Consider the following 21315-nt stretch of genomic DNA (forward strand, 5'->3'; position numbering starts at 1 on the left):
CGAGGGTTCAGGACACGGCCGGCACCGAGATGCGGGCGGGGTCGGCGAGATCCGTGGATTCGTCGGCCCAGGCCGCGGGCGTGCGCGCCGCGCCGGTCGCGATGAGATCACGGGCCGCTCGGATGTCTCGGGGGCGGCCGATGGATACCGCGCCGACGAGTGCGCCGTCGCGCAGTGCCAGGGCGGTGAAGTCGCGGGCGTCGAGCGATCCTCGGACGATCAGTTCGTCGTACGCGGAGGTCCAGCCCGCGAACTGCAGGTTCACACCAAACTGGGTGGACCATCCCCACGGGATGTCGACCTCGGTGATCTGTTGTCCCAGTAGAGATTTCGCGGCAGCTTTGCCTTCGGCCAAGGCACTGTTCCAATGCTCGCCGCGTTCGTGCCTGCCGAGCAGAGGGTTGAAGCGGTTGGCCACGTCTCCGGCGGCGTAGATGCCCGCTGCCGAGGTCCGGTACTGCTCGTCCACGAGAATGCCGTTGTCCACGGCGATTCCGGCCGTTCGGGCCAGGGCGGTGTCCGGGACCGCGCCGATGGCGACCAGGGCGGAGCACGCGGTCCAGGTGCGGCCGTCGGTGGCCGTCGCGACCACTCCCCGGCTGTCGATCTGCTCGAGCTCGGCCAGGCGGACATCGTTCTCGATCTGCACCTCGTGCTCAGCGTGCAGATCTCGGACGAGCGCCGAAATCTCCGGTGGCACAGTGCGATCCAAGGGCGCGGCACCCGCGTGCAGGATCCGCACCTGTGCGCCGAGGCCACGAGCGGTGGCCGCGACCTCCAGGCCGACCAGGCCCGCACCGATGATCAGCAGCGGGCCGTGCTCGATCGCCGCACGCAGTGGCGCGATATCGGCGACGCCGCGCAGCGAGCGAACCCGCACGGGCGGATGCTGTTCCAGGCGTCGCGCCCGTGCACCGGTGGCCAGCAGCAGCGCGTCGTAGTCGAGCGGTTCGCCGGTGCTGAGCCACAGTCGGCGGCGGCCGGTATCGATATCGGCGACCCTGGTCGCCACACGCAGCTCGATATCCCGCTCGGCCCAGGACTTTTCGGGTTCCAGCAGGCACCGGTCGATCTCGCGGGTCCCGGCGAGCAGATCCTTCGACACCATCGGACGGCGATAGGGGGCGTGGTGTTCCGCGCCGACGAGCACGATCCGGCCGGTGCACCCCTCGGCGCGCAGGGTCCGGGCCGCGGTCGCACCGGCCGCTCCGGCGCCCGCGATCACGATCCGATCCGTCATGCGCGACTGACCTCGACCATCTCGAAATCGGCCTTCGCCGCACCGCAGTCCGGGCAGGACCAGTCCTCGGGGATGTCGTCCCAGCGGGTGCCGGGCGCGATACCGTCCTCGGGCCAGCCCAGTGCCTCGTCGTACTCGAAACCACATTGCAGACAACGGAACAGCTTGTAGTCGGTACTCATCGGGACTTCCTTCCGGACATATCGGTGACGGCGTCGAAATCGACCTTCTCCCGGACGCCGCAATCGGGGCAGCACCAGTCGTCGGGCACGGCGGACCAGGGCGTGCCGGGCGGGAATCCCTCGCGCGCAGCGCCTTCGGTCTCGTCGTAGACGTAATCGCAGACCGGGCAGCGATAGGCGGCCATCACCGGGCTCCGTACTTCGCCAGGACCCGTTCGCGTTGTGCGGGTTGGATGTTCACGCGAGTGATGTCGCCCTGGTAGTGCTCCAGCACCCGGTGGTCCATCACCCGGCGCCACAGCGGCGGGAAGTAGGCCAGCGTGATCATGCTGGCGTACCCGCTGGGCAGATTCGGCGCACCGTCCATACTGCGCAGGATCTGGTACCGCCGAGTGGGATTCGCGTGATGATCGCTGTGCCGCTGCAGGTGGTACAGGAAGATGTTGGTCACGATGTGGTCGGAATTCCAGCTGTGTTCCGGGGTGCACCGCTCGTAGCGGCCGCTCGCGGTCCGCTGCCGCAGCAGCCCGTAGTGCTCCAGATAGTTCACCGTCTCCAGCAGCGAGAAACCGTAGACGGCCTGCAGGACCAGATACGGCAGGATCGCCGGTCCGAAGATCGCGGTCAGTACACCCCACAGCACGAGCGTCATCAGCCAGGCGCTGAGGATGTCGTTGCGGATCGTCCACGGGCCCCTGCCCATTCGGTGCAGCCGGGTCTTCTCCAGTTCCCACGACGAGCGCAGACTGCCCCACACGCTGCGCGGCAGGAAGGTCCAGAAATTCTCGCCGAAGCGGGCGCTGGCGGGATCCTCCGGCGTGGCGACCCGCACGTGGTGGCCGCGATTGTGCTCGATGTAGAAGTGGCCGTACGCGGTCTGCGCCAGGGTGATCTTCGACAGCCAGCGTTCGAGTTCGTCCTTCTTGTGCCCGAGTTCGTGGGCGGTGTTGATGCCCACGCCGCCGACGGTGCCGATACTCAGCGCCAGGCCGATCTTGGACGCCAGGCCCAGACCGCCGTCGATGCCCAGCCAGGACAGATTCGACGCGGTCCACAGATAACTCGCGAAGGCCAGGCTGATCAGCTGGAACGGGATGTAGGCGTAGGTGCAGTAGCGGTAGTACCGATCGTTCTCCAGCTGCTCCATGACCTCCTCGGGAGGGTTCTGCCCGTCGGGACCGAAGAACCGGTCCAGGCTCGGCAGCAGCACGTAGACCAGGATCGGGCCGATCCACCACCAGACCGGGCTGACCGCCTGCCAACCGAACCAGTTGAAGACCCGCACCAGCGCCGCCGCGACCAGCAGTGCGGTCGGCGCGACCAGGCCCAGCAGCCACAGGTATCGCTTGCGATCGCGCCATTGCCGGGACTCGGCCGCGGTGGGCCCCGATTCGCCGATCCGAGATGTCGTCATGTCGCACTCCGTTTACACAATTGCAGAATGTGTATCTAGTGAATACAACTTATGATGAGTTGTCAATGAGAGAGTCACAAGAGGAGCTGATGTACAATGACCACCGTGGCTGAAGCGCCGAATTTTCAGAGCGAGATGCGCCTGCTCCTGCGCGAACGAGCCCTGGACGCCGCCCGGGAGGTGGTCTGCACCGAGGGCTGGGGTGCGGTGAACATGTCCCGCATCGCCAAGGACGTGGGGATCAGCCGCCCGGTGCTCTACAAGGAGATCGGCACCCGGCAGGCCCTGGCCGACGCGCTGATCGAACGCGAACTCGGCACCTTCCTGAGCGGCATCGTCGACACCCTCGCCGAGCATCCGGCCGACCCGATCAGCGGCATGACCAGCGCAGCGGAGTACACGCTGCGCACCGGTGCGGACAACACCCTGCTCAAGGCCGTCCTGTCCGGTCGGCACAGCGGCGACACCACTCTGCTGCCCGCCCTGGTCACCGAACCCGAACCGGTCCTGGGCCGCGCGCTCACCGCACTCATCGCCGCCATGCGCCAGAGCTACGAACTCCCCACCCTCTCCGACGACGACCTGGCCGCACTGATCGAAATCCTCGTCCGCCTCACCCTGAGCCACCTGTTCCAGCCGATCGGGCCGATCGATCACGCGGTCGCCCAGGTCGCCCTCGTGATCACCCGGGTCTTCACGGCCATGTCCGCCTGACCTCGCTATTTCACGTCGGCGGACGCGCCTGCCCTACCTGACGCTGGTGATCGGCGCGCCCTGCCAACGCCCCTGGCCCGGCACCGACTCCGCCGCCATGACCAGCGATCCCGCGCCGACCGTCGCCGCTTCACCGATCGTGCTGCCGGGCAGCATGATGCTGTGCGGTCCCAGGGTCGCGGCTCGGTCCAGGTGCACCCGGTCCAGCCGCATCACCCGGTCATGGAACAGGTGCGTCTGCAACACGCAGCCACGGTTCACGCTGACACCGGACGCGACCTCGACGAGATCGGGCTCCGGCAGGCTGTACGCCTCACACCACACGCCACTCCCCAACCGCGCGCCCAGGCTGCGCAGCCACCAGTTCAACGTCGGCGTCCCGATCGCCGGCGTCACCAACCACGGCACCGCGAGCATCTCCACGAAAACGTCGTAGAGCTCCTTGCGCCAGACGAACGAACTCCACAGTGGATGGCGAGCGGACGAAAAACGCCCGATCAGAACCCATTTCGCCAAGGTCGTCGACGCACCGGCGACGACTCCCGCGGCGAACAGCACCACGCCACCGGCCAGCACCGCCAGCCACACCCCGTCCTCGTCCCAGACGAAGACGAAGGCCCCGAACGTGGCCAGCCCGAGCAACTCGGCGAACACGAACGGCACCACCCGGCACAGCTCGACCAGCGCCCGCGCCAGGACCAGCGCCCGCCGCGGCGCGAACGTGCGCGCGGGATCGGGCTGCTCGGCGTTGCGCCGCAACCGGATCGGCGGACGGCCCAGCCAGGACGTCCCTTCCGGCACCTCGTCCGGGGTATCGGAGAGCACCCCGATCAGCGCGTTGTCGCCCACCGCCTTGCCGGGGCCGACGATCCCCGAATTCCCCACGAACCCACGGGCTCCGACCCGGGAACGCCCGAGCCGCAGCCACCCGCCGCGCAGTTCGTACGGTGCGACGAGCACGTCGTCCGCGAGGAATGCCGAGTCCGCGACCCGCAGCAGTTGCGGCAGCGCCTGCACGGTGGACAGCTCGACCGACCGACCGATCCTGGCCCCGAGCGCACGCAGCCAGATCGGCGTGAACAGGCTGACGTACAACGGAAACAGCTTCTTGTGCGAGGTTTCCAGCAGTTCGTGGACGAACCACGCCGCCCACCCCGCCGCGCTGAACATCGGGTGGGTCCCCGGCCGCAGTGCCCGTCCCGCCAGCCGGACCATCGCGACGGTCGCCGACGCCTGGCAGAGCATGCCCAGCACCACCATGACCGGCAACCACAGCACGAGACGGACCGCGGCGTCGGATGCCGACGCGTCCGCGGGTATCACCACGAACCCCAAAACCACGACCGGAACCGCGGCCATGGCACCCACCAGCTCGCGCAGCGCGGGCGCCAGCATGAAGGCCAGCAGCCACCGACGCGGGCGAGCGGGCCGAGTGAACGGCCATCGCACGGAGCTCTCCTGCCCCGACGCCGGTGAACCGACCCAGCACTGTCCGGCCGGCACCGCACCCACCACACAACTGCCCGGGAGCACCTGCGCGCCGTCCCCGATCTCGGTATCCGGCATCACCGTGCTTCGTGACCCCACTCGCGCACCCGCGCCGACGCGCACCGAGCCCACGCGCAGCAGATCGCCGTCGAGCCACCAGCCCGCCAGATCGGCTCGCGGTTCGACGGCCGCTCCGTCGCCGATGCTCGCCAGCCCGGTGACGGGCGGCAGAGCGTGCAGGTCGACGTTCTTGCCGACATGGCAGCCGAGCAGCCGGGCGTACTGGACGGCCAGCGGGGTGCCGACGATCGAAGCGAGCCCGAACGAGGCGACCAGGCGCTCGGCGGCCCACAGTCGCAGATGGGTCCGGCCGCCTCGTCGGTAGCTGCCCGGTGTGATCCGGCCCCGCACGACCCGCGCGCCCAGCCCGGCGACCAGCACCCTGCCGGGCGGAGCCGACAGCACCAACAAGGCGGGTACCAGCACCGACCACGGCAGCCGGGGCAGCCAGCTCTCCGGTTCGACGATCGAGTACACGTTGCCGATCAGCGCCACCCCCACGACCCACCGCACACCCGAAACGGCAAGGAGCAGTAGCTGAATCGCGGTCTGGACCGCACGGGTCCACAACGGGATCGGCGACACCGTGCGGCACGGCCGCTGCGACTGATCCGCGCAGACCAGCCGTAGGCGCAGCGCCGCCGGGGTCGGGTACCGGTACACATCCGCCACCGATACCTCCGGATACCGCTCGCGCAGCATCGACACCAGCCGCGCCGCGGTCAGACTGGTGCCGCCGAGGTCGAAGAAGTCGCCGTACGCATCGGCCTCGGTGCCCAGCATGTCGTGCCACAACCCGCAGAGCCAGGCGGTCGTCTCATCCGTTTCGGCCGGTTGCCTGCCCGGATCGGCGGGCAGCGGCCACGGCAGTGCCGCACGATCCACTTTGCCGGACGCCCGGGTGGGGAACTCGGACAGCAGGGCGAGCCGAGGAACCAACGCCGCCGGCAGACGCTCGCGCAGCAGCCGTAGCGCGCCGTCCCGGTCGAATCGCTGCGGGTCGCCGTCGGCCGGAACGACGTAGCCGACAAGTACATCGCACCTGGCCGCAGTGTGTTTGACCAGCGTGATCGCCGCCACCACCGAGGGCAGATCCAGCAGTGCGTCCTCGATCTCGCCGAGTTCGATCCGGCGGCCACCGATCTTGACCTGGTCGTCGCGGCGACCGACGAATTCGAGGCCCTCGCGATGGGCTCGCACCAGATCGCCGCTGCGATAGGCCCGTGCCCAGCCCAGCGTGGGCAGCGGTGCGAACTGCTCCGCATCCCGCGCGGGATCCAGATAGCGACCCAGACCGACACCGCCGACGACCAGCTCACCGACCTCACCCCAGCGAACGGGCCGCTCGGCCTCGTCGACCACGGCCAGCCGCCAGCCGTCCAGCGGCAGTCCGATCCGCACCGGCTCGCCGTCGCGCAGCCGGGCCGCGCTGCTCACCACGGTGGCCTCCGTGGGCCCGTAGGTGTTCCAGACCTCGCGATCGTCATCGGCGAAGCGCCGCACCACTTCTGGTGGGCACGGTTCGCCGCCGACGATCAGCAGCCGCACCCCGGCGAGCATCTCTGGCGACCACAGGGCGGCCAGACTGGGCACCGTGGACACCACGGTGATCCGTCGCCGCGCGAGCCACGGGCCGAGATCCGCCCCGGTGCGCACCAGCGCCCGCGACACCGGGACCAGGCAGGCGCCGTGCCGCCAGGCCAGCCACATCTCCTCGCAGGAGGCGTCGAACGACACCGACAGCCCGGCCAGCACCCGGTCCCCGGGCCCGATCGGCGCGTCGCGCAGGAACAACCGGGCCTCGGCATCCGCGAAAGCCACGGCCGAGCGATGACTCACCACGACCGCCTTGGCCTTCCCGGTGGAGCCGGAGGTGAAGATGATCCACGCGTCGTCACCGGGTTCGAGCTCGCGGGCAGAGCAGACCCGCTCGGTGTGCTCCCGCAGCGTGATACCGCCGTCCGCGCCGAGCACGGCGCGCACGCCCGCCTCCCGCCAGATCAACTCGGCGCGTTCATCCGGATCATCGGCATCCACCGGCACGTACGCCGCACCCGCCGCCAACACGGTCAGAATCGCCACATACAACTCGGTCGAACCGGACGCCACCCGCACACCGACCCGATCACCGACCCGAATCCCCCGCATCCGCAGCGCACCGGCCCCCGCACGCACGACCCGATCGAGGCGCCGATACGACAACCGACGTTCGCCGTCGTCGATCGCCATCTCGTCCGGCCAGGCGGAAACCGAGTGGTTCAGCACATCGAGCAAAGTCGCGGACCTCGGCACCGACGACCTACCGGGGTAAACCGCTGCGTCGGAAGTTGAGATAGGCGTGTCGACTGTCACTGCGAAACCTTTCCGTGGCGACAAGTCGGCCACAAATCGGGTTCCACCACATTTTATCCACAGCCCGGACAGGGAAAACAGGGAACAAAGCACCCGTGCGGCAGCCTCGGGCCGGGGCATCACGCCCGCGCCACCGGTGGGAACACCGTGATCACCGGGCCTTCCACGGCCGACTACCGTCCACCGGAACATGCGGACAAGGAGTGACGGCGTGCGAGTGCTGTTGTCGACGAGCGGATCGCGCGGCGATATCGAGCCCGCCCTGGGCCTGGCGGTGCGGTTGCGTGAGTTCGGAGCCCAGGTGCGGGTGTGCGCGCCGCCGGACTTCGCCAGGCGCTTCACCGAGCTGGGCGTACCGCTGGTGCCGCTGGGCCCGCCGATGCCGAGCCCGCGGACCACGCGGGGATTCTCCCTGGCCGATGTGCTGGACTACGCAAACCGTTGGCCCGCATATCAATTCGAGACGATCCCCGCAGCAGCCGCAGGATGCGATGCGGTGGTGGCGACCGGGATGACCGAGATCGCCGCCCGGTCGGCCGCGGAGAAGCTGGGCATCCACTACCAGTACGCGAGCTACCAGCCGACCAGCCTGCCCTCGCCGCATCACCCGCCGATGCCGAGAAGGCCGGGTGAACGGCCCGCGCCGGAGACGATAGCCAACTCCCTGCAGTGGGAGATCGACGCCCAGGGGTGGAATGCGCAGTTCGGTGCGGCGGTGAATACCCGCCGGGCGACCCTCGGGCTACCGCCGGTGGATGCCGTGCGCGACCACATCATCACCGACCGCCCCTGGCTGGCCGCGGATCCCGTGCTGGGACCGTGGCCGGAATCACCCGGTGTGGGCGTCGTGCAGACCGGCGCCTGGATCGTCCCGGACGAACGTCCCCTGCCCACCGAATTGGCGGCGTTCCTGGACGCCGGTACACCTCCGGTGTACATCGGCTTCGGCAGTATGCGCGTGCACAGCAGCCTCGCCGAGGTCGCGATCGAGGCAGTCCGCGCGCACAACCACCGCGTGCTCCTCTCCCGCGGTTGGGCGGATATCGCCGTGCCCGACGACCTCCCCGACTGCATGACTCTGGGCGAGGTCAACCATCAGGCGCTGTTCCCGCGCGTCGCGGCCGTCATCCACCACGGCGGCGCGGGCACGACAACGACCGCCGCCCGAGCCGGGGTGCCGCAAGTGGTGATACCCCAGATGATGGACCAGGCGTACTGGGCCCGGCGAGTGGCCGATCTCGGCATCGGGACGGCGTGTGCGGACACGCTTCCCGATCTCGCGTCATTGTCCGCCGCGCTCGACACGGCACTGACGTCCACCACCCGAGCGCGGGCACACGCAGTGGCCGCCATGATCACCTCGGACGGGGCGGGCACGGCGGCGAAATTGCTGATCGACGCGATCCGATAGGGCAGCTGCCGGAATGCACCGGCCGACACCGCAACCGCACCGAACCACGCCGGTGCGGTTTCGGTGCCGAACGCGCCCGTCAGCGGCGGGCGGCCAGTACGAGTGCGAATCGGTCCTGCGGATCGGTCCACATGTGCTCGGTGTCGAATCCCGCGACGTCGAGTTCCGCGGCGAGTCCCTCGAGGCGGAATTTCGCGGAGATCTCGGTGCGCATCTGCTCGCCCTTCGCGAAGTGGACGGTGAGGTCCAGGTCGGGGACGGTGACGGTCATGCCCCGGGTGGCTTCCAGGCGCATCTCGATCCACTCGTTCCGCGCGTCCCAGACCGCGACGTGGGTGAAGGCGTCGGGGTCGAAATCGGCGCGCAGGCGAGAGTTCAACACGTGCAGGACATTTCGGTTGAATTCGGCGGTGACTCCGGCGGCGTCGTCGTAGGCGGGGACGAGGACGTCGGAGTCGATGACCAGGCCCGCGCCGAGCAGCAGCTGCTCCCCAGGTTCCAGGACCGCGGCGACACCGGCGAGGAATTCCGCGCGCTCGGCGGGGATCAGATTGCCGATCGTGCCGCCGAGGAAAGCGATCATGCGGCGGCCGCCGCGCGGGAGGTTGTGCAGCGTGTCGGTGAAATCGCTGACCACGCCGTGCACGGCCAGGCCCGGGAATTCCGCACCGACCTGCTCGGCCGCACCACGCAGCGCGGACTCCGAGACATCCTGGGGTACATAGGTTTTCAACGGCCCGGCCGCGCTGAGCGCGGACAGCAGCAGGCGGGTCTTGGCTGCGGACCCGGCGCCGAGTTCCACCAGGACCTCGGCCTGCGCGATCTGCGCGATCTCCCCGACGACGCGTTCGAGCAACGCGCGCTCGGTGCGGGTCGGGTAGTACTCGGGCAGGCGGGTGATCTCCTCGAACAGCTCACTGCCGCGGGCATCGTAGAACCACTTGGGCGGCAAGGTCTTCGGGTCCGAGGTCAGCCCGCGTCGCGCGTCCGAGCGCAACGCCTCGGTGAGATCGGCATCGGTGAGGTGGATTTCCAGCGTAGGTGCGGTCATCACAGCGCCCTTTCGGAATCTTCGGCATCGAGCGGAACGATCGACAGGTGGCCGGGACGCAGCGTCACCAGTTGCCGGTCCGCGACCGCCCGCCAGCGCGGATCGTCGTCGTACGGTTCGGAGGCCACCACCGCCGTCTCCTCGGTGACCAGCACCGACAACGCATGGTGAACGGTTGTGGCCCAGAGTGTTTCGCCATCGCCCAGCAGCAGGTTCAGGCGCGATTCGGGCGAGAGGTCCAGTACGGCCCGGATCACCCGCGGCAGCACCGCGGCCGGATCCGCGACCGACGAACCGAATTCGCCCGCATCGCCGGACTTCTCCAGCAGATCACGCACGATCACCCACAATGTCGCCGCATCCGTGCGTGATTCGGCCTCGATCAACGACGGCGTGCCGAATTCCGCGGCCAGCCGAGTGAGTACCGGCTGCCAGTCCGGTATCCGCCCGTTGTGGCTGAACGCCCAGCGCCCACCGGTGAACGGCGCGCACGCGTTGCGTTCCACCGACAGCGAATTGGTGGCCGAGCGGACCGCCCCCAGCACTGCAGTCGAATTCAGTTGCGGCAGAACTTCTTCCACGGCCGGATCGGTCCAGATCGCCGAAGAGTTGCGATACCGGCTCACCTCGCCGCCGGGCAGCCACCAGGCCACGCCGAACCCGTCGGCGTTGATGGTGCCGCCGCCGCGCATGTCGTGCGGGGCCCATGCCTGTGTGTACAGCGAATGCGCACCGCGCGTGAGGATCTCGCCGACCGGTGCGAGCGGACCGAGATATCCCAGATGACGGCACATCAGCGTTCCACCGCTCGCAGATCGCGGGCGAGCCGGAACCCGGAGAAGATCTGCCGCCGAATCGGGTGATCCCAGTTGCGGAACGTGCTGCGACACGCGACCTGATCGGTGCCGAAACTCCCGCCGCGAAGCACCCGGTAATCCCCGCCGAAGAACACCTGCGAGTACTCCGGATACGGGAACATCTCGAAACCGGGATACGGCTCGAACCCCGAGGAGGTCCACTCCCACACATCCCCGATCAGCTGATGCACCCCGGACGGTGACGCCCCCGCCGGGTACGCACCCACCTCCGCCGGTTCGAGATGCCGCTGACCGAGATTGGCGGTGGTCTCATCGGGATCCGCATCGCCCCACGGATATCGGCGCGAGCGCCCGGTGGCCGGATCGAACCGCGCCGCCTTCTCCCATTCCGCCTCGGTGGGCAGCCGTTTACCGGCCCAGGTGGCATACGCCTGCGCCTCGAACCAGCACACGTGCACCACCGGCTGCTGCGGACGCAACGGCGTCATCGTGCCGAAAACCCTTCGCCACCAGGTGTTTCCACCGTCACGCTCCCAGAACTGCGGCGCGTTCAGATCCACCCGGACCCGATGCTCCCAGCCCTGCTCGGACCACAGCTCCGGACGACGGTAACCACCGTCCTCGATGAACTCCAGATATTGCGCATTGGTCACCGGCGCGGCATCGATCGCGAATCCGGGCATTCGCACCGGGTGGGCGGGCCGTTCGTTGTCCAGCGCCCACGGATCGGTCGAGGTGCCCATCATGAATTCCCCTGCGGGAAAGATGATCTCGCCGGACACCGGAACCGCGGCGGTGGGCGCGGGCGAGGCCGAGAGCACCGCGCCACCGACGCGCAGCTGATGGGTGGCCAGCATCGTCTCGTCGTGCTGCTGTTCGTGCTGGGCGATCATGCCGAAGGCGAAACCGCCGGAGATCAGTCGATCACCACGTAAATCACTGTCCGCCAGCACATCCCACACCTTCGCGCGCACCGTACCGGTGTAGTCGCGGGCCTCGGCGGGATCCAGCAGCGGCAGGGCGGGACGGTCGGCGCGCGGATGCCGGAACGCGTCGTAGAGCTGATCGATGTCGGCGCGCACCGGTTCCCGGCCGCCGACATCGCGCACCAGCCACAGCTCCTCCTGATTCCCGATATGCGCCAGATCCCACACCAGCGGGCTCATCAGCCGCGAATGCTGGGCCACCAGTTCGGCCTCGTCGACGCAGTCGGTGAGCCCCGCGGTACGCTCGCGCGCCCTGGTGAGCACCTGGGCGATCTGCTCGCGTAATCGTTCGGTTTCGGCGTGGTCGGTTCCGGAAAGATGAACGGTCATGGAAGAACTCCGAGGGTGAGGTGAATGACGACGCGACAACGGCGCGCGAGCAGGTTCAGCGCGCGGTGGGCATGAATCCGGCACGACATCGGCGCACCGCGGCGTGCACCGTATCGGCCGCTTCGGGGGCAGCGGCGGCAGCGGCGATTTCCAGCAGATCCACTGCGACCGAACGAATTTCGGGATCGGTCAGACCACAGCGGGCGGCCTCGAGCCAGCAGTCCGCCATCGGTGCGGCCGCGCGGGTCGCCGCGGCGACCACCTCGGGCGCGGACATGAGCGCTTCGATCACGTGGATCGGCACCGACCAGTCCTGGCCGGGCTGCGCGTCGATATAGCGCACCTCGAGATATCCCGAGGCCCGCACCGGCGGGAACATCGTGGTCAGGTGATAGTCCAGGTCGGCGGCGTCGGGGCGGCGGCCGATCTCTTCGTCGAGAGCGCCGCACAGCCAATCCGCGAAGGTCGCGCCGGGCGGGGCCGCCCAGTCGTCCTCCTGGTCGGACCGGCGCACGCACAGCAGCGGGACGTCCAGCACCCAGCGGGCGTACGCGGTGATCGGATCGGGCCAGTCCAGCACCGGCGGCCTGGTCCGGGCATGGTCCAGGCGCAGCCAGGCGCGCATTCGCTGGGAAGCCCACGAACCGGCCGGGGCATCGTGCAGATCCGGTGAGCAGGCGAAGGCCGCCAGCAGGGCCGGGCCGACGGTGTTGAGTGCGGTCCACCGCGCCGCGATCTCGGCGTGATCGGCCCCGGCGTCCACGCTGACCTGCGTTGCCGCGGTGTTGCACATCATGAGCTTGCCGAACGGGCCGATTCCGGCGAAGGAGCGTTCCATGGCCCGATAGCGCGGGGACTGCAGCACTCGCCGCGGCGGACGGATGCCGTCGGCCGCGGCGGAGAACGTTCGGATGGAACGGGATTCGAGCAATCGTTCGAGATGGCGGGCATCGGCCCGCAGGCTCGCACACAATTCGGCGGCTGATTCGAACGGAGCACTGGAGAGTTCGACCTGCCCACCGGGTTCGACGGTGACCCGGCTGCCTCCGGGCAGGGGTAGAGCGGGAGATTCGGGCGAAATCGTGGACGGCGCGTACGGCCCCAATGCCTCCGCGAGCGCCGTCGGCTCGGGACGCGGGGCGGGCGCCGAACACTCACCGGATTCGGTGAGCCACTCGAGCTCGGCGCCGATCAGACAGGGTGGCCCCTGTTTGAAACAGACGCCGCCGACATACGCCTCGGCCGCGGCGCGTGAGGTCAAATTGCCCCCCGCTCCGACCGCGGCCCGGACCGCCGTGACTGCCATGTCAACCTCCGCTCCGCCGCGGGCGCTACTCGCGCCGCGGCAGCCGTGCTGCTCCTAGCTGTGTCGCCCGGCGGCTCGTCCGGCCGGGCGGACCTGGACCGGCCACCCGGGGGAACTCGATTCCGCCGACCCGGACCAGAGTAGCGGCGGCTACCGACAAGAAATCTGACGAAACGATAACGGTGCGTGATCACCACACCCGACCAGCGCGAATCCCCTCGAACCGACCTCGGGCGAGCACGGATCCGCCGTGCGGCGCGTGCGACACCCGCGTTCGCCGCGCCGGATTCGGCGAGTTGGCCGCACACGCGATGCCCGGCATCTTCTATCGTCGATTGGGTGCTCGATCTGACTCGCCTTCGCGCCGACATCCCGGCCTACGACAACGCCACCTGGCCGACACCGGTATTTCTGGACAGTGCCGGATCGTCGCTGCCGCCCCGGCCGGTCCTGGACGCGGTGACCGGACATCTACGCCGGGAGACCGAGATCGGCGGCTACCGCGCCGCGAATGAGCGCCTGGACGATCTGGAATCGGTCAAGGCCGCGATCGGCACGCTGATCAACGCCGACCCGTCGGGTATCGCGTTGAGCGACAGCGCGACCCGGGCCTGGTCCGATTTCTTCTACGCGGTACCGCTCGCGCCCGGCGACCGCATCCTGGTCTCCGAGGCCGACTACGCCAGCAACGCCATCGCGACGCTGCAACGCGCACAGGCCACCGGCGCGGTGGTCGAGCAGATCCCCAGCGACGAGGCCGGTCAGCTCGACCTCGACGCACTGGCCGCGATGCTCGACGAACGCGTGAAGCTGGTGTCGCTGGTGCACGCGCCCACCAACGGCGGCCTCGTCAACCCGGTCGGTGAGGCGGCCCGCATCGCGCACCGCGTGGATGCGCTGGTACTGCTGGACGCCTGCCAGTCCGCCGGTCAGCTCCCGCTGGACGTGGCCGAACTCGATGTCGACGCGATGTCGGCGACCGGCCGCAAATGGTTGCGCGGCCCACGCGGCACCGGATTCCTGTACGTGCGACCGGAATTGGCCGCGACCATGGAACCGACCCGCTTGGACCTGCACAGCGCCGCGTGGGTGGGACCGCGCGAATACCGCCTGGCCGCCGACGCCAGCCGCTTCGAATTCTGGGAGTGCGACGTCGCCGCGCGCCTGGGCCTGGGCGCGGCCGTGCGCTATCTGCTGGACCACGGGCCCGATGAGGTCTACGCCGCGATCTCGGCCAACGCCCAGCAGTTGCGCAAAACCCTCGCGGAGATCCCCGAGGTGACCGTCCGTGATCTGGGCGCCCGGCACAGCGGCATCGTCTCGTTCACCATCGACGGCTGGATTCCGGTGGACATCCGCGATCGGCTGCTGGCCCAGGACATCACCGTCACCGTGAGCCATCGCGGATCCACGCTGCTGGATATGTCCGCGCGCCGGTTGGACTCGGTGGTGCGCGCCTCGCCGCACTGCTTCGTCAGCCCCGATGAGCTGGAGCGTTTCACCGAGGCCGTGACCGGGCTGGCCACCGGCCGCTGAGCCGGGTGCGGGCCGGTCAGTGCACCGGCGCGTCGAGCGGGTAGCGGGCGGGCAGATGGCTGCGGTCGCCGACGTGGAAGGCCAGGATCAGATCGTCGGCAACCTGGACCAACTCGTCGCGTCCCTCCACCCGACCGGCCATGTCCAGCGGCAACGCGGACAGGCCGTGCGCCGCGCCGATCAGATTTCCCGCGACCGCGCCGGTGGAATCCGAGTCACCGGAGTGGTTCACCGAAAGCAGCAGTGCCGCACGGGGATCCGCCGTCCGATCGGCGATCAGCGCGCAGTACACCGCGATCGCGAGGCATTCCTCCGCGATCCAGCCCGCGCCGACCTGTTCGACGCGTTCGGCCGTGGCCTCGCCCTCCTCGGCGGTGCCGACCGCGCGCTGTAGCGCCGCGACGGTCTCCTCCGCGCCGGGACCGCCGGTGATCTGAGCGATGCTCTGCTGCACCGCATCTCGCAGCGGGATGCCCGCGACCACGCGATCGATCAGCGCGGCGAAGATACCCGCCGACAGATAGCCGGTCGGGTGGCCGTGCGTGAGCTGAGCGCAGCGCGCGGCCATGGCGAACGCGACATCGGGACCCAGGCGGGCCAGCCCGAACGGCGCGGACCGCATCACCGTCCCGCACCCCTTGGAGTCGGGGTTGACCGGACCCGGCACGCCCAGCTGATGCGGTTCGCAGTACTGCTCCTGCTGCCGGTTCAGTCCGCTCATGCACGCGTTCCCGGGTGAGCGCCGCGCGTAGAGGAACGGCCGGCTCGACAGCCAGCCGTCGGGCACGGGATCCGGGTCGTCCTGCCGCTGGGTCCGCAGCCAGCGCAGATAGGCCCGCTGCAACGCCGGGGCCGGATCCGTGCCCGGCGCCAGCCGCAACAACCCCTCCGCGGTGAACAGTGTCATCTGGGTGTCATCGGTGATCTGCTGCGGCGCATCGGAAACGCGACCGGGCAGAAAATCCGTCACGCCGTCCGGACCGTGGAATTCACGGATCGCATCCAGCTCGTAGAACTCGATCGGCCACCCCAGCGCGTCGCCGATAGCCCCACCGAGCAGTGACCCACGGACCCGATCCACCAGTTTCGTGTACTCCTGCACACATCCGATCATGGCAGCCCGCCGGCGATCTCACTCGAGCAGACCTCAATCCGGGCCTCGCACAACGCAATCGGCGCTGGTATGTACCTCAGTGCACCTGGTTCTGCGCGGCTTCCAGGCCCACTCGGAGCAGCAGTTCCACTGCGTCCGCCGCTTGTTCGACGATGACGGGGAGTTCCTTGCGCTCGACGCTGGAGAAGGGTTTGAGAACGTAGTCGGCCGGATCCTGGCGGCCCGGCGGGCGGCCGATGCCGAATCGGACGCGCAGGTAGTCCTTGGTTGTGAGGGCATTGGAGACCGACCGCAGGCCGTTGTGGCCGCCCTCACCGCCGCCGCGTTTGAGGCGGACGGTGCCGAACTCGAGATCCAGTTCGTCGTGGACGACGATCACCTCGGTCGGCGGAATGGAGAAGAAGCGGGCCAGTGCGGCGACCGGGCGGCCGGAGACATTCATGAACGAACGCGGCTTGGCCACCAGCACCTTGCGCCCGTCCAGACGCGCCTCGAGCAGGTCCGCGCCGGACTTCTTGTGCACGGTGAAACGGCCGCCGACGCGCCCAGCCAGCACGTCGGCGACCATGAAACCCGCATTGTGCCTGGTGCGCTCGTATTCGGATCCGGGATTACCCAGGCCGATCACGAGCGCGGGTCCCGTCGGACGCTCCGTATCGGACGTCATTCTCTCGGGCATCTCAGGCATTCGACTCGGTCAGGAAAACCGTTGGGCAGCAGCCTTACTCGGCGGCTTCGCCCTCGGCCTCACCCTCGGCTTCGCCCTCGGCCTCGGCGGCCGGCGCGACGATGATGTTCACGATCAGCGTCTCGGCATCGGCGGCCAGGGTGACGCCCTTGGGCAGGGCGATGTCGGCCGCGGTGATCTGGGTGCCCGGCCCGGCGCCCTCGACCGAAACCTCGATCTGCTCCGGAATGTTCAGCGCGTCGGCCTCGACCGACAGGGTGGTCGACTCCTGGGTGACCAGGGTGCCGGGAGCGGCGTCGCCGACCAGGGTGACGTGCACGTCGGTGACGACCTTCTCGCCGCGCTTGACGATCAGCAGGTCGGCGTGCTCGATGTACCGACGGATCGGGTGCACGACAACGGACTTGGTCAGCGCGAACTGCTTGGTGCCCTCGATCTCCAGGTTCACCACGGCGTTGGTGCCCTGCTCACGCAGGATGGCGGCGAAGGCCTGGGCGTTGATGGCCAGATGCTTGGGCGCCTCACCGTGGCCGTACAGCACGGCCGGAACGTTGCCGTCGCGGCGGGTGCGGCGCGCGGCGCCCTTGCCGAATTCGGTACGTACGGTGGCTTCGAGAAGGCTGGTGTCGGACATGAGGGGAAGTTCTCCTACGGCTTTCCGGGGCGGGTGTACCTAGCTGGCCAGGGGCTGCCCTGGCAAAGGGTCTGCTCGTCGGGCGAAAGAACGAACGAGAACGGCGGAAAAGCCGAGCCGCGTCGATCACGGTGTGTGCACATCTGTGCCTCACACCCTCGCCGAGACAACCCGAAGAGAATAACACGCACGACGGAGCACCCCGAACCGGACCCCGCGCCATGAACGGTGCTCACATCCGCGCGCCGACCGGCGCACCGTGCTTCCGCCACACTACCGTCCCGAGCGCCGATGTACACGGGTTCGAATCCTTCGAATCGAATCCCCGCAACGTTACGCCCGCGCACCTGCGCGTTGTCGGAGAAGACGGTTCATCCTTCCGAGGCGGCATCGAACCGCTTCGCGTAGTGATCGACATACCGCCGCCCCGAACGCTGCACCAATTCGGACATCAGCGCATCGGTCGCACCGCGCACCCCGTCCCGGTCCGCGGGCCGGAAATACCGCGGCTCACCGAAACCGATCCGCACCCGGGCGAATCGCCAGCCGCGCCGCCCCGGCGGATTCACCCGATCGGTCCCCGAGAGCACCACCGGAATCACCGGCGCACCGGTCCGCATGGCCACCCGGATCACACCGGTGCGCCCGCGATACACGCGCCCGTCGGGCGAGCGGGTGCCTTCCGGGTAGATCCCCCACACCCCGCCGTCGTCGAGGATGCGCCGCCGCCTCCAACGCCGGAGCCGATGCGGCGCCCCCGGATCGATCCACCGCCACCTGCCCGGTCGCGCGCAGCACCCACCGATCGAATCGACCGCGCAACCCGGTCCCGGTGTAGTACTCGCTCTTGGCGATGAACGTGATCCGGCGTGGCAGCACCAGGCACAGGTACAGCGAGTCGATCGCGGCGAGATGAGTCGCCGCGATGATCATCGGCCCGGTGCGCGGAACATGGTGCAGACCTTCCACTTTCGGCCGCCCGAGCACCCACAACAGCGGCCCGACCACGACGTACTTCAACAGCCGATACCACATGGAACCCTCCCTGAATTCGACTCGCAGACAGTGTCTACCACAGCCCGTAGACACTGTCTACGGGCCTGCGCGCACAATCCGGTCACACCGGGACGCGAGAATGACGCGCATGGGAGTCGATGAGTCGTTGCGGGAACGACTGGTGAGCACCGGGGTCGACATGCTCGAGCAGGTCGGCGCGGGACAACTCGGACTACGCGCGATCGCCCGGGAGACGGGTGTCTCGCACGGGGCGCCGCGGCGCTACTTCCCCACCCACGACGCTCTGCTCGCCGCGATCGCCGCGCGCGGATTCGTCGATCTGCGAACACGATTCGAGGCATCCGAGGCCACGGACGCGCGCGCTCGCGTGGAGGCGCTGGCAGTGCAGTACGTGGCGTTCGCGCGGGAACGGCCGGAGATGTTCGTGCTGATGTTCCGGCACGACCGGATCGCGGGTACCGGCGAGAACGTCCGGCAGCGCGCCGTGCCGATCTACCGGCTGTGGGCGGATCTGGTGAACGCCTGCACACCGGATCGTTCGGGCGAACGGGCACTGGGTCTGTGGACGAATCTGCACGGCATCGCGACCGTCGTCGCCAATCGCAGTATCGAGCTGATCGCGCCGCAGGCCGATATCGAGGAGTTGGTGCGCGCCGCGATAGCCCGGCATCTCGCCTGAAGCGGACCGAGTAATCTGGAGAGGTTGACCACCCCCGAATCAGGAGCCGTCCCGTGAATTCCCCTTCCCCGAGCGCGACCACGTCCGGGCGGTTGGCACAGGAAGTCGCGCGGCGGCGCACCTTCGCGGTGATCTCCCATCCCGACGCGGGTAAGTCCACTCTCACCGAGGCCCTCGCACTGCACGCCAAGGTGATCGCCGAGGCCGGTGCGATCCACGGCAAGTCCGGGCGCAAGTCGACCGTCTCGGACTGGATGGAGATGGAGAAGGCGCGCGGCATCTCGGTGAGTTCGACCGCGCTGCAGTTCGAATACGGCGACTGCGTGATCAACCTGGTCGACACCCCCGGTCACTCGGATTTCTCCGAGGACACCTATCGGGTGCTGACCGCCGTCGACGCCGCGGTCATGCTCATCGACGCGGCCAAGGGCCTGGAACCGCAGACGCTCAAACTGTTCCAGGTGTGCCGTCACCGCGGGATTCCGGTGATCACCGTCATCAACAAGTGGGACCGGCCCGGACGCGCGCCGCTGGAGCTGCTCGACGAGATCAGCGAGCGCATCGGCCTGACCCCGACCCCGCTGTTCCTACCGGTCGGCATCGCGGGCGATTTCCGCGGGCTGCTGCGTCGCGGCGAAGAGGGTGCGGCCACCGAATACATCCACTTCACTCGCACCGCCGGTGGCGCGACGATCGCGCCCGAGGAGTCCTACGACGTCGAGCAGGCGAGCGAACGCGAGGGCGAGGTGTGGACCACCGCGGCCGAGGAGAGCGAACTGCTCTCGGCCACCGGGCAGGACCACGATCAGGAACTGTTCCTGGCCGGGCAGACCTCGCCGGTCATCTACGCCTCGGCGATGCTGAACTTCGGGGTGCGCCAGCTGCTGGAAACCCTTGTGGCCCTTGCTCCCCCGCCCGGACCGCGGGACGACGTGAGCGGCTCGGCCCGGGTGACCACCGATCCGTTCAGCGCGGTCGTGTTCAAGGTGCAGGCCGGTATGGACACCGCGCACCGCGATCGGCTGGCGTTCATGCGCATCGTGTCCGGCGAATTCGAGCGCGGCATGGTCGTCACGCACGCCCAGACCGGACGGCCGTTCGCGACCAAGTACGCGCTGACCGTCTTCGGCCGCGAACGTTCCACGGTCGACACGGCCTTTCCGGGTGATGTGGTCGGTCTGGTGAACGCGACCGCCCTGGCCCCCGGGCACACGCTGTTCGTGGACAAGAAGGTCGAATTCCCGCCGATCCCGTCCTTCGCGCCGGAACATTTCGCCACGTTGCGGGCGCGCAGCGCGGGTAAGTACAAGCAGTTCCGCAAGGCCATCGATCAGCTCGACTCCGAGGGCGTGGTGCAGGTGCTGCGCAACGAGACCCGTGGTGACGCCTCCCCCGTGCTGGCCGCGGTCGGTCCCATGCAGTTCGAGGTGGTCACCGCCCGCATGCAGGCCGAATTCACCGTCGAGACGCAACTGGACTTCCTGCCCTATCAGCTGGCCCGTCGCACCGACGCGGAATCCGCAACCGAACTCGACCGCCAGCGCGGCGTCGAGGTCTTCACCCGCACCGACGGCGCGATCCTGGCCCTGTTCAGCGACAAATGGCGCCTGCAGTACATCCAGAAGGAAATGCCCGACCTGACCCTGGATCCCTTGGTCGCCACCGCGGACTAGGTTCGCCGCCTCAACCCATGGTTTCTTCTTCGGGAGCGCTCGGGGATCTCCCGTCACCGCCCACGACTTCGCCGGTCTCCGGCTCGCTGGCGATCAGGCCCCAGCGGCTCGAGGTGAGGCGCAGGCTCGGTAGGTCCGACAGGGACAGCACCACCTCGTAGGTGCGTTCGTAGCCGGTGTGGGCGATGCGCCAGTTGCCGTCCTCGCAGCGGACGTAGCGGTCCGAATAGAACGCCGCGCCGCGCAGCAGCATGTTGTGGCCGGGGATCAGCACCGTATCGGCCAGATACCAGGTGCCGGTGGCCTCGTCACCGTCGACGTCGATCTCCGGATGATCGCAGTGATGTTCGGTGATCACGTGCGGGCCGAGGGTATTGCGCATGAACGCCAGGAACGCGTCACGCGATTCGAACTGCAGGTACTCGCTGTACGTCGCGGTCGCGTCCGGGACCATGGTGTCGGCGAAATCGTCCCAGGACTTGGTATCGAGTGCCCGCAGGTAGCGGAACTTCAGCCGACTGATTGCGGAGACGGCATCGGAGTCCATACCTCAACAATCCCATCCGGACACCGACTTCTCCGTGATTTGGAAGATCTGTACCGAATCGCTATACGGCGGCCG

The 21315-nt window shown here is 68.6% G+C and carries 18 protein-coding genes and 1 pseudogene; 5 read left to right on the top strand and 14 right to left on the bottom strand.

The window, feature by feature from the left end; translation table 11 throughout:
• Nucleotides 1-7: 7 nt before the first annotated feature.
• The 4 genes from ON40_RS28365 to ON40_RS28380 are packed head-to-tail and all read right to left on the bottom strand — an operon-like array spanning nt 8 to nt 2836.
• Entirely contained in the window at nt 8-1240 is a 1233-nt protein-coding gene (locus ON40_RS28365) for an NAD(P)/FAD-dependent oxidoreductase (protein WP_040827933.1), read from the bottom strand.
• Nucleotides 1237-1422: a rubredoxin gene (locus ON40_RS28370; RefSeq protein ID WP_040827934.1), complete on the bottom strand. Its 186-nt coding sequence runs from the start codon at nt 1420-1422 to the stop codon at nt 1237-1239. Before ON40_RS28370 ends, ON40_RS28365 begins: the two co-directional genes overlap by 4 nt.
• Nucleotides 1419-1607 (bottom strand): rubredoxin, encoded by a 189-nt coding sequence (locus ON40_RS28375; protein WP_040827935.1) that lies wholly within the window; start codon nt 1605-1607, stop codon nt 1419-1421. Before ON40_RS28375 ends, ON40_RS28370 begins: the two co-directional genes overlap by 4 nt.
• Nucleotides 1607-2836, bottom strand: a complete 1230-nt coding sequence (locus tag ON40_RS28380) for an alkane 1-monooxygenase (protein WP_040827936.1) — start codon at nt 2834-2836, stop codon at nt 1607-1609. Before ON40_RS28380 ends, ON40_RS28375 begins: the two co-directional genes overlap by 1 nt.
• Nucleotides 2837-2932: 96 nt before the next feature.
• Here ON40_RS28380 and ON40_RS28385 point away from each other — a divergent pair, with 96 nt between their 5' ends.
• Nucleotides 2933-3550: a TetR/AcrR family transcriptional regulator gene (locus ON40_RS28385; protein ID WP_245568032.1), complete on the top strand. Its 618-nt coding sequence runs from the start codon at nt 2933-2935 to the stop codon at nt 3548-3550.
• Nucleotides 3551-3583: 33 nt separating this feature from the next.
• Here the strand turns inward: ON40_RS28385 and ON40_RS28390 are convergent, their stop codons facing one another.
• Nucleotides 3584-7327 (bottom strand): Pls/PosA family non-ribosomal peptide synthetase, encoded by a 3744-nt coding sequence (locus tag ON40_RS28390; RefSeq protein ID WP_051193675.1) that lies wholly within the window; start codon nt 7325-7327, stop codon nt 3584-3586.
• A gap of 334 nt (nt 7328-7661) precedes the next feature.
• Between ON40_RS28390 and ON40_RS28395 the strand changes: the two genes are divergently transcribed.
• Nucleotides 7662-8861: a glycosyltransferase gene (locus tag ON40_RS28395; RefSeq protein ID WP_040827937.1), complete on the top strand. Its 1200-nt coding sequence runs from the start codon at nt 7662-7664 to the stop codon at nt 8859-8861.
• A gap of 79 nt (nt 8862-8940) precedes the next feature.
• Here the strand turns inward: ON40_RS28395 and egtD are convergent, their stop codons facing one another.
• Genes egtD through egtA form a run of 4 tightly spaced genes read right to left on the bottom strand, consistent with a single transcriptional unit; the run spans nt 8941 to nt 13352 of the window.
• The gene (gene egtD / locus ON40_RS28400) at nt 8941-9912 is read right to left on the bottom strand and encodes an L-histidine N(alpha)-methyltransferase (protein WP_174435082.1); all 972 of its coding nucleotides are present in this window, start codon (nt 9910-9912) and stop codon (nt 8941-8943) included.
• Nucleotides 9912-10706: an ergothioneine biosynthesis protein EgtC gene (gene egtC / locus ON40_RS28405; protein WP_040827939.1), complete on the bottom strand. Its 795-nt coding sequence runs from the start codon at nt 10704-10706 to the stop codon at nt 9912-9914. Before egtC ends, egtD begins: the two co-directional genes overlap by 1 nt.
• On the bottom strand, nt 10706-12046 hold the full coding sequence (gene egtB / locus ON40_RS28410; protein WP_051193662.1) for an ergothioneine biosynthesis protein EgtB: 1341 nt from the start codon (nt 12044-12046) through the stop codon (nt 10706-10708). Before egtB ends, egtC begins: the two co-directional genes overlap by 1 nt.
• A gap of 55 nt (nt 12047-12101) precedes the next feature.
• Nucleotides 12102-13352, bottom strand: a complete 1251-nt coding sequence (gene egtA, locus ON40_RS28415) for an ergothioneine biosynthesis glutamate--cysteine ligase EgtA (protein WP_040827940.1) — start codon at nt 13350-13352, stop codon at nt 12102-12104.
• A gap of 339 nt (nt 13353-13691) precedes the next feature.
• Between egtA and ON40_RS28420 the strand changes: the two genes are divergently transcribed.
• A complete protein-coding gene (locus tag ON40_RS28420) occupies nt 13692-14888 on the top strand; it encodes an aminotransferase class V-fold PLP-dependent enzyme (RefSeq protein ID WP_040827975.1) in 1197 nt (398 codons plus the stop codon).
• A gap of 16 nt (nt 14889-14904) precedes the next feature.
• Here the strand turns inward: ON40_RS28420 and ON40_RS28425 are convergent, their stop codons facing one another.
• From ON40_RS28425 to ON40_RS28440, 4 genes and pseudogenes are all read right to left on the bottom strand, one after another.
• Nucleotides 14905-15990: an ADP-ribosylglycohydrolase family protein gene (locus ON40_RS28425; RefSeq protein WP_040827976.1), complete on the bottom strand. Its 1086-nt coding sequence runs from the start codon at nt 15988-15990 to the stop codon at nt 14905-14907.
• 88 nt (nt 15991-16078) lie between these two features.
• Entirely contained in the window at nt 16079-16669 is a 591-nt protein-coding gene (gene pth, locus ON40_RS28430; RefSeq protein WP_040827941.1) for an aminoacyl-tRNA hydrolase, read from the bottom strand.
• A 55-nt stretch (nt 16670-16724) separates the two neighbouring features.
• On the bottom strand, nt 16725-17324 hold the full coding sequence (locus ON40_RS28435) for a 50S ribosomal protein L25/general stress protein Ctc (protein WP_040827942.1): 600 nt from the start codon (nt 17322-17324) through the stop codon (nt 16725-16727).
• Nucleotides 17325-17695: 371 nt separating this feature from the next.
• A pseudogene (locus ON40_RS28440) lies at nt 17696-18359 on the bottom strand (lysophospholipid acyltransferase family protein).
• A 109-nt stretch (nt 18360-18468) separates the two neighbouring features.
• On the opposite strand from ON40_RS28440, the gene ON40_RS28445 reads away from it, so the two are divergent.
• Nucleotides 18469-19020, top strand: coding sequence for a TetR/AcrR family transcriptional regulator (locus tag ON40_RS28445; RefSeq protein WP_040827943.1), 552 nt, complete (start codon nt 18469-18471; stop codon nt 19018-19020).
• Nucleotides 19021-19073: 53 nt separating this feature from the next.
• Nucleotides 19074-20693, top strand: a complete 1620-nt coding sequence (locus ON40_RS28450) for a peptide chain release factor 3 (RefSeq protein ID WP_040827944.1) — start codon at nt 19074-19076, stop codon at nt 20691-20693.
• Nucleotides 20694-20703: 10 nt separating this feature from the next.
• Here the strand turns inward: ON40_RS28450 and ON40_RS28455 are convergent, their stop codons facing one another.
• Nucleotides 20704-21240: a nuclear transport factor 2 family protein gene (locus ON40_RS28455; protein WP_051193664.1), complete on the bottom strand. Its 537-nt coding sequence runs from the start codon at nt 21238-21240 to the stop codon at nt 20704-20706.
• Nucleotides 21241-21315: the final 75 nt, after the last annotated feature.

This window comes from Nocardia jiangxiensis NBRC 101359 (genome assembly GCF_000308615.1).
In the GTDB taxonomy this organism is placed as follows: domain Bacteria; phylum Actinomycetota; class Actinomycetes; order Mycobacteriales; family Mycobacteriaceae; genus Nocardia; species Nocardia jiangxiensis.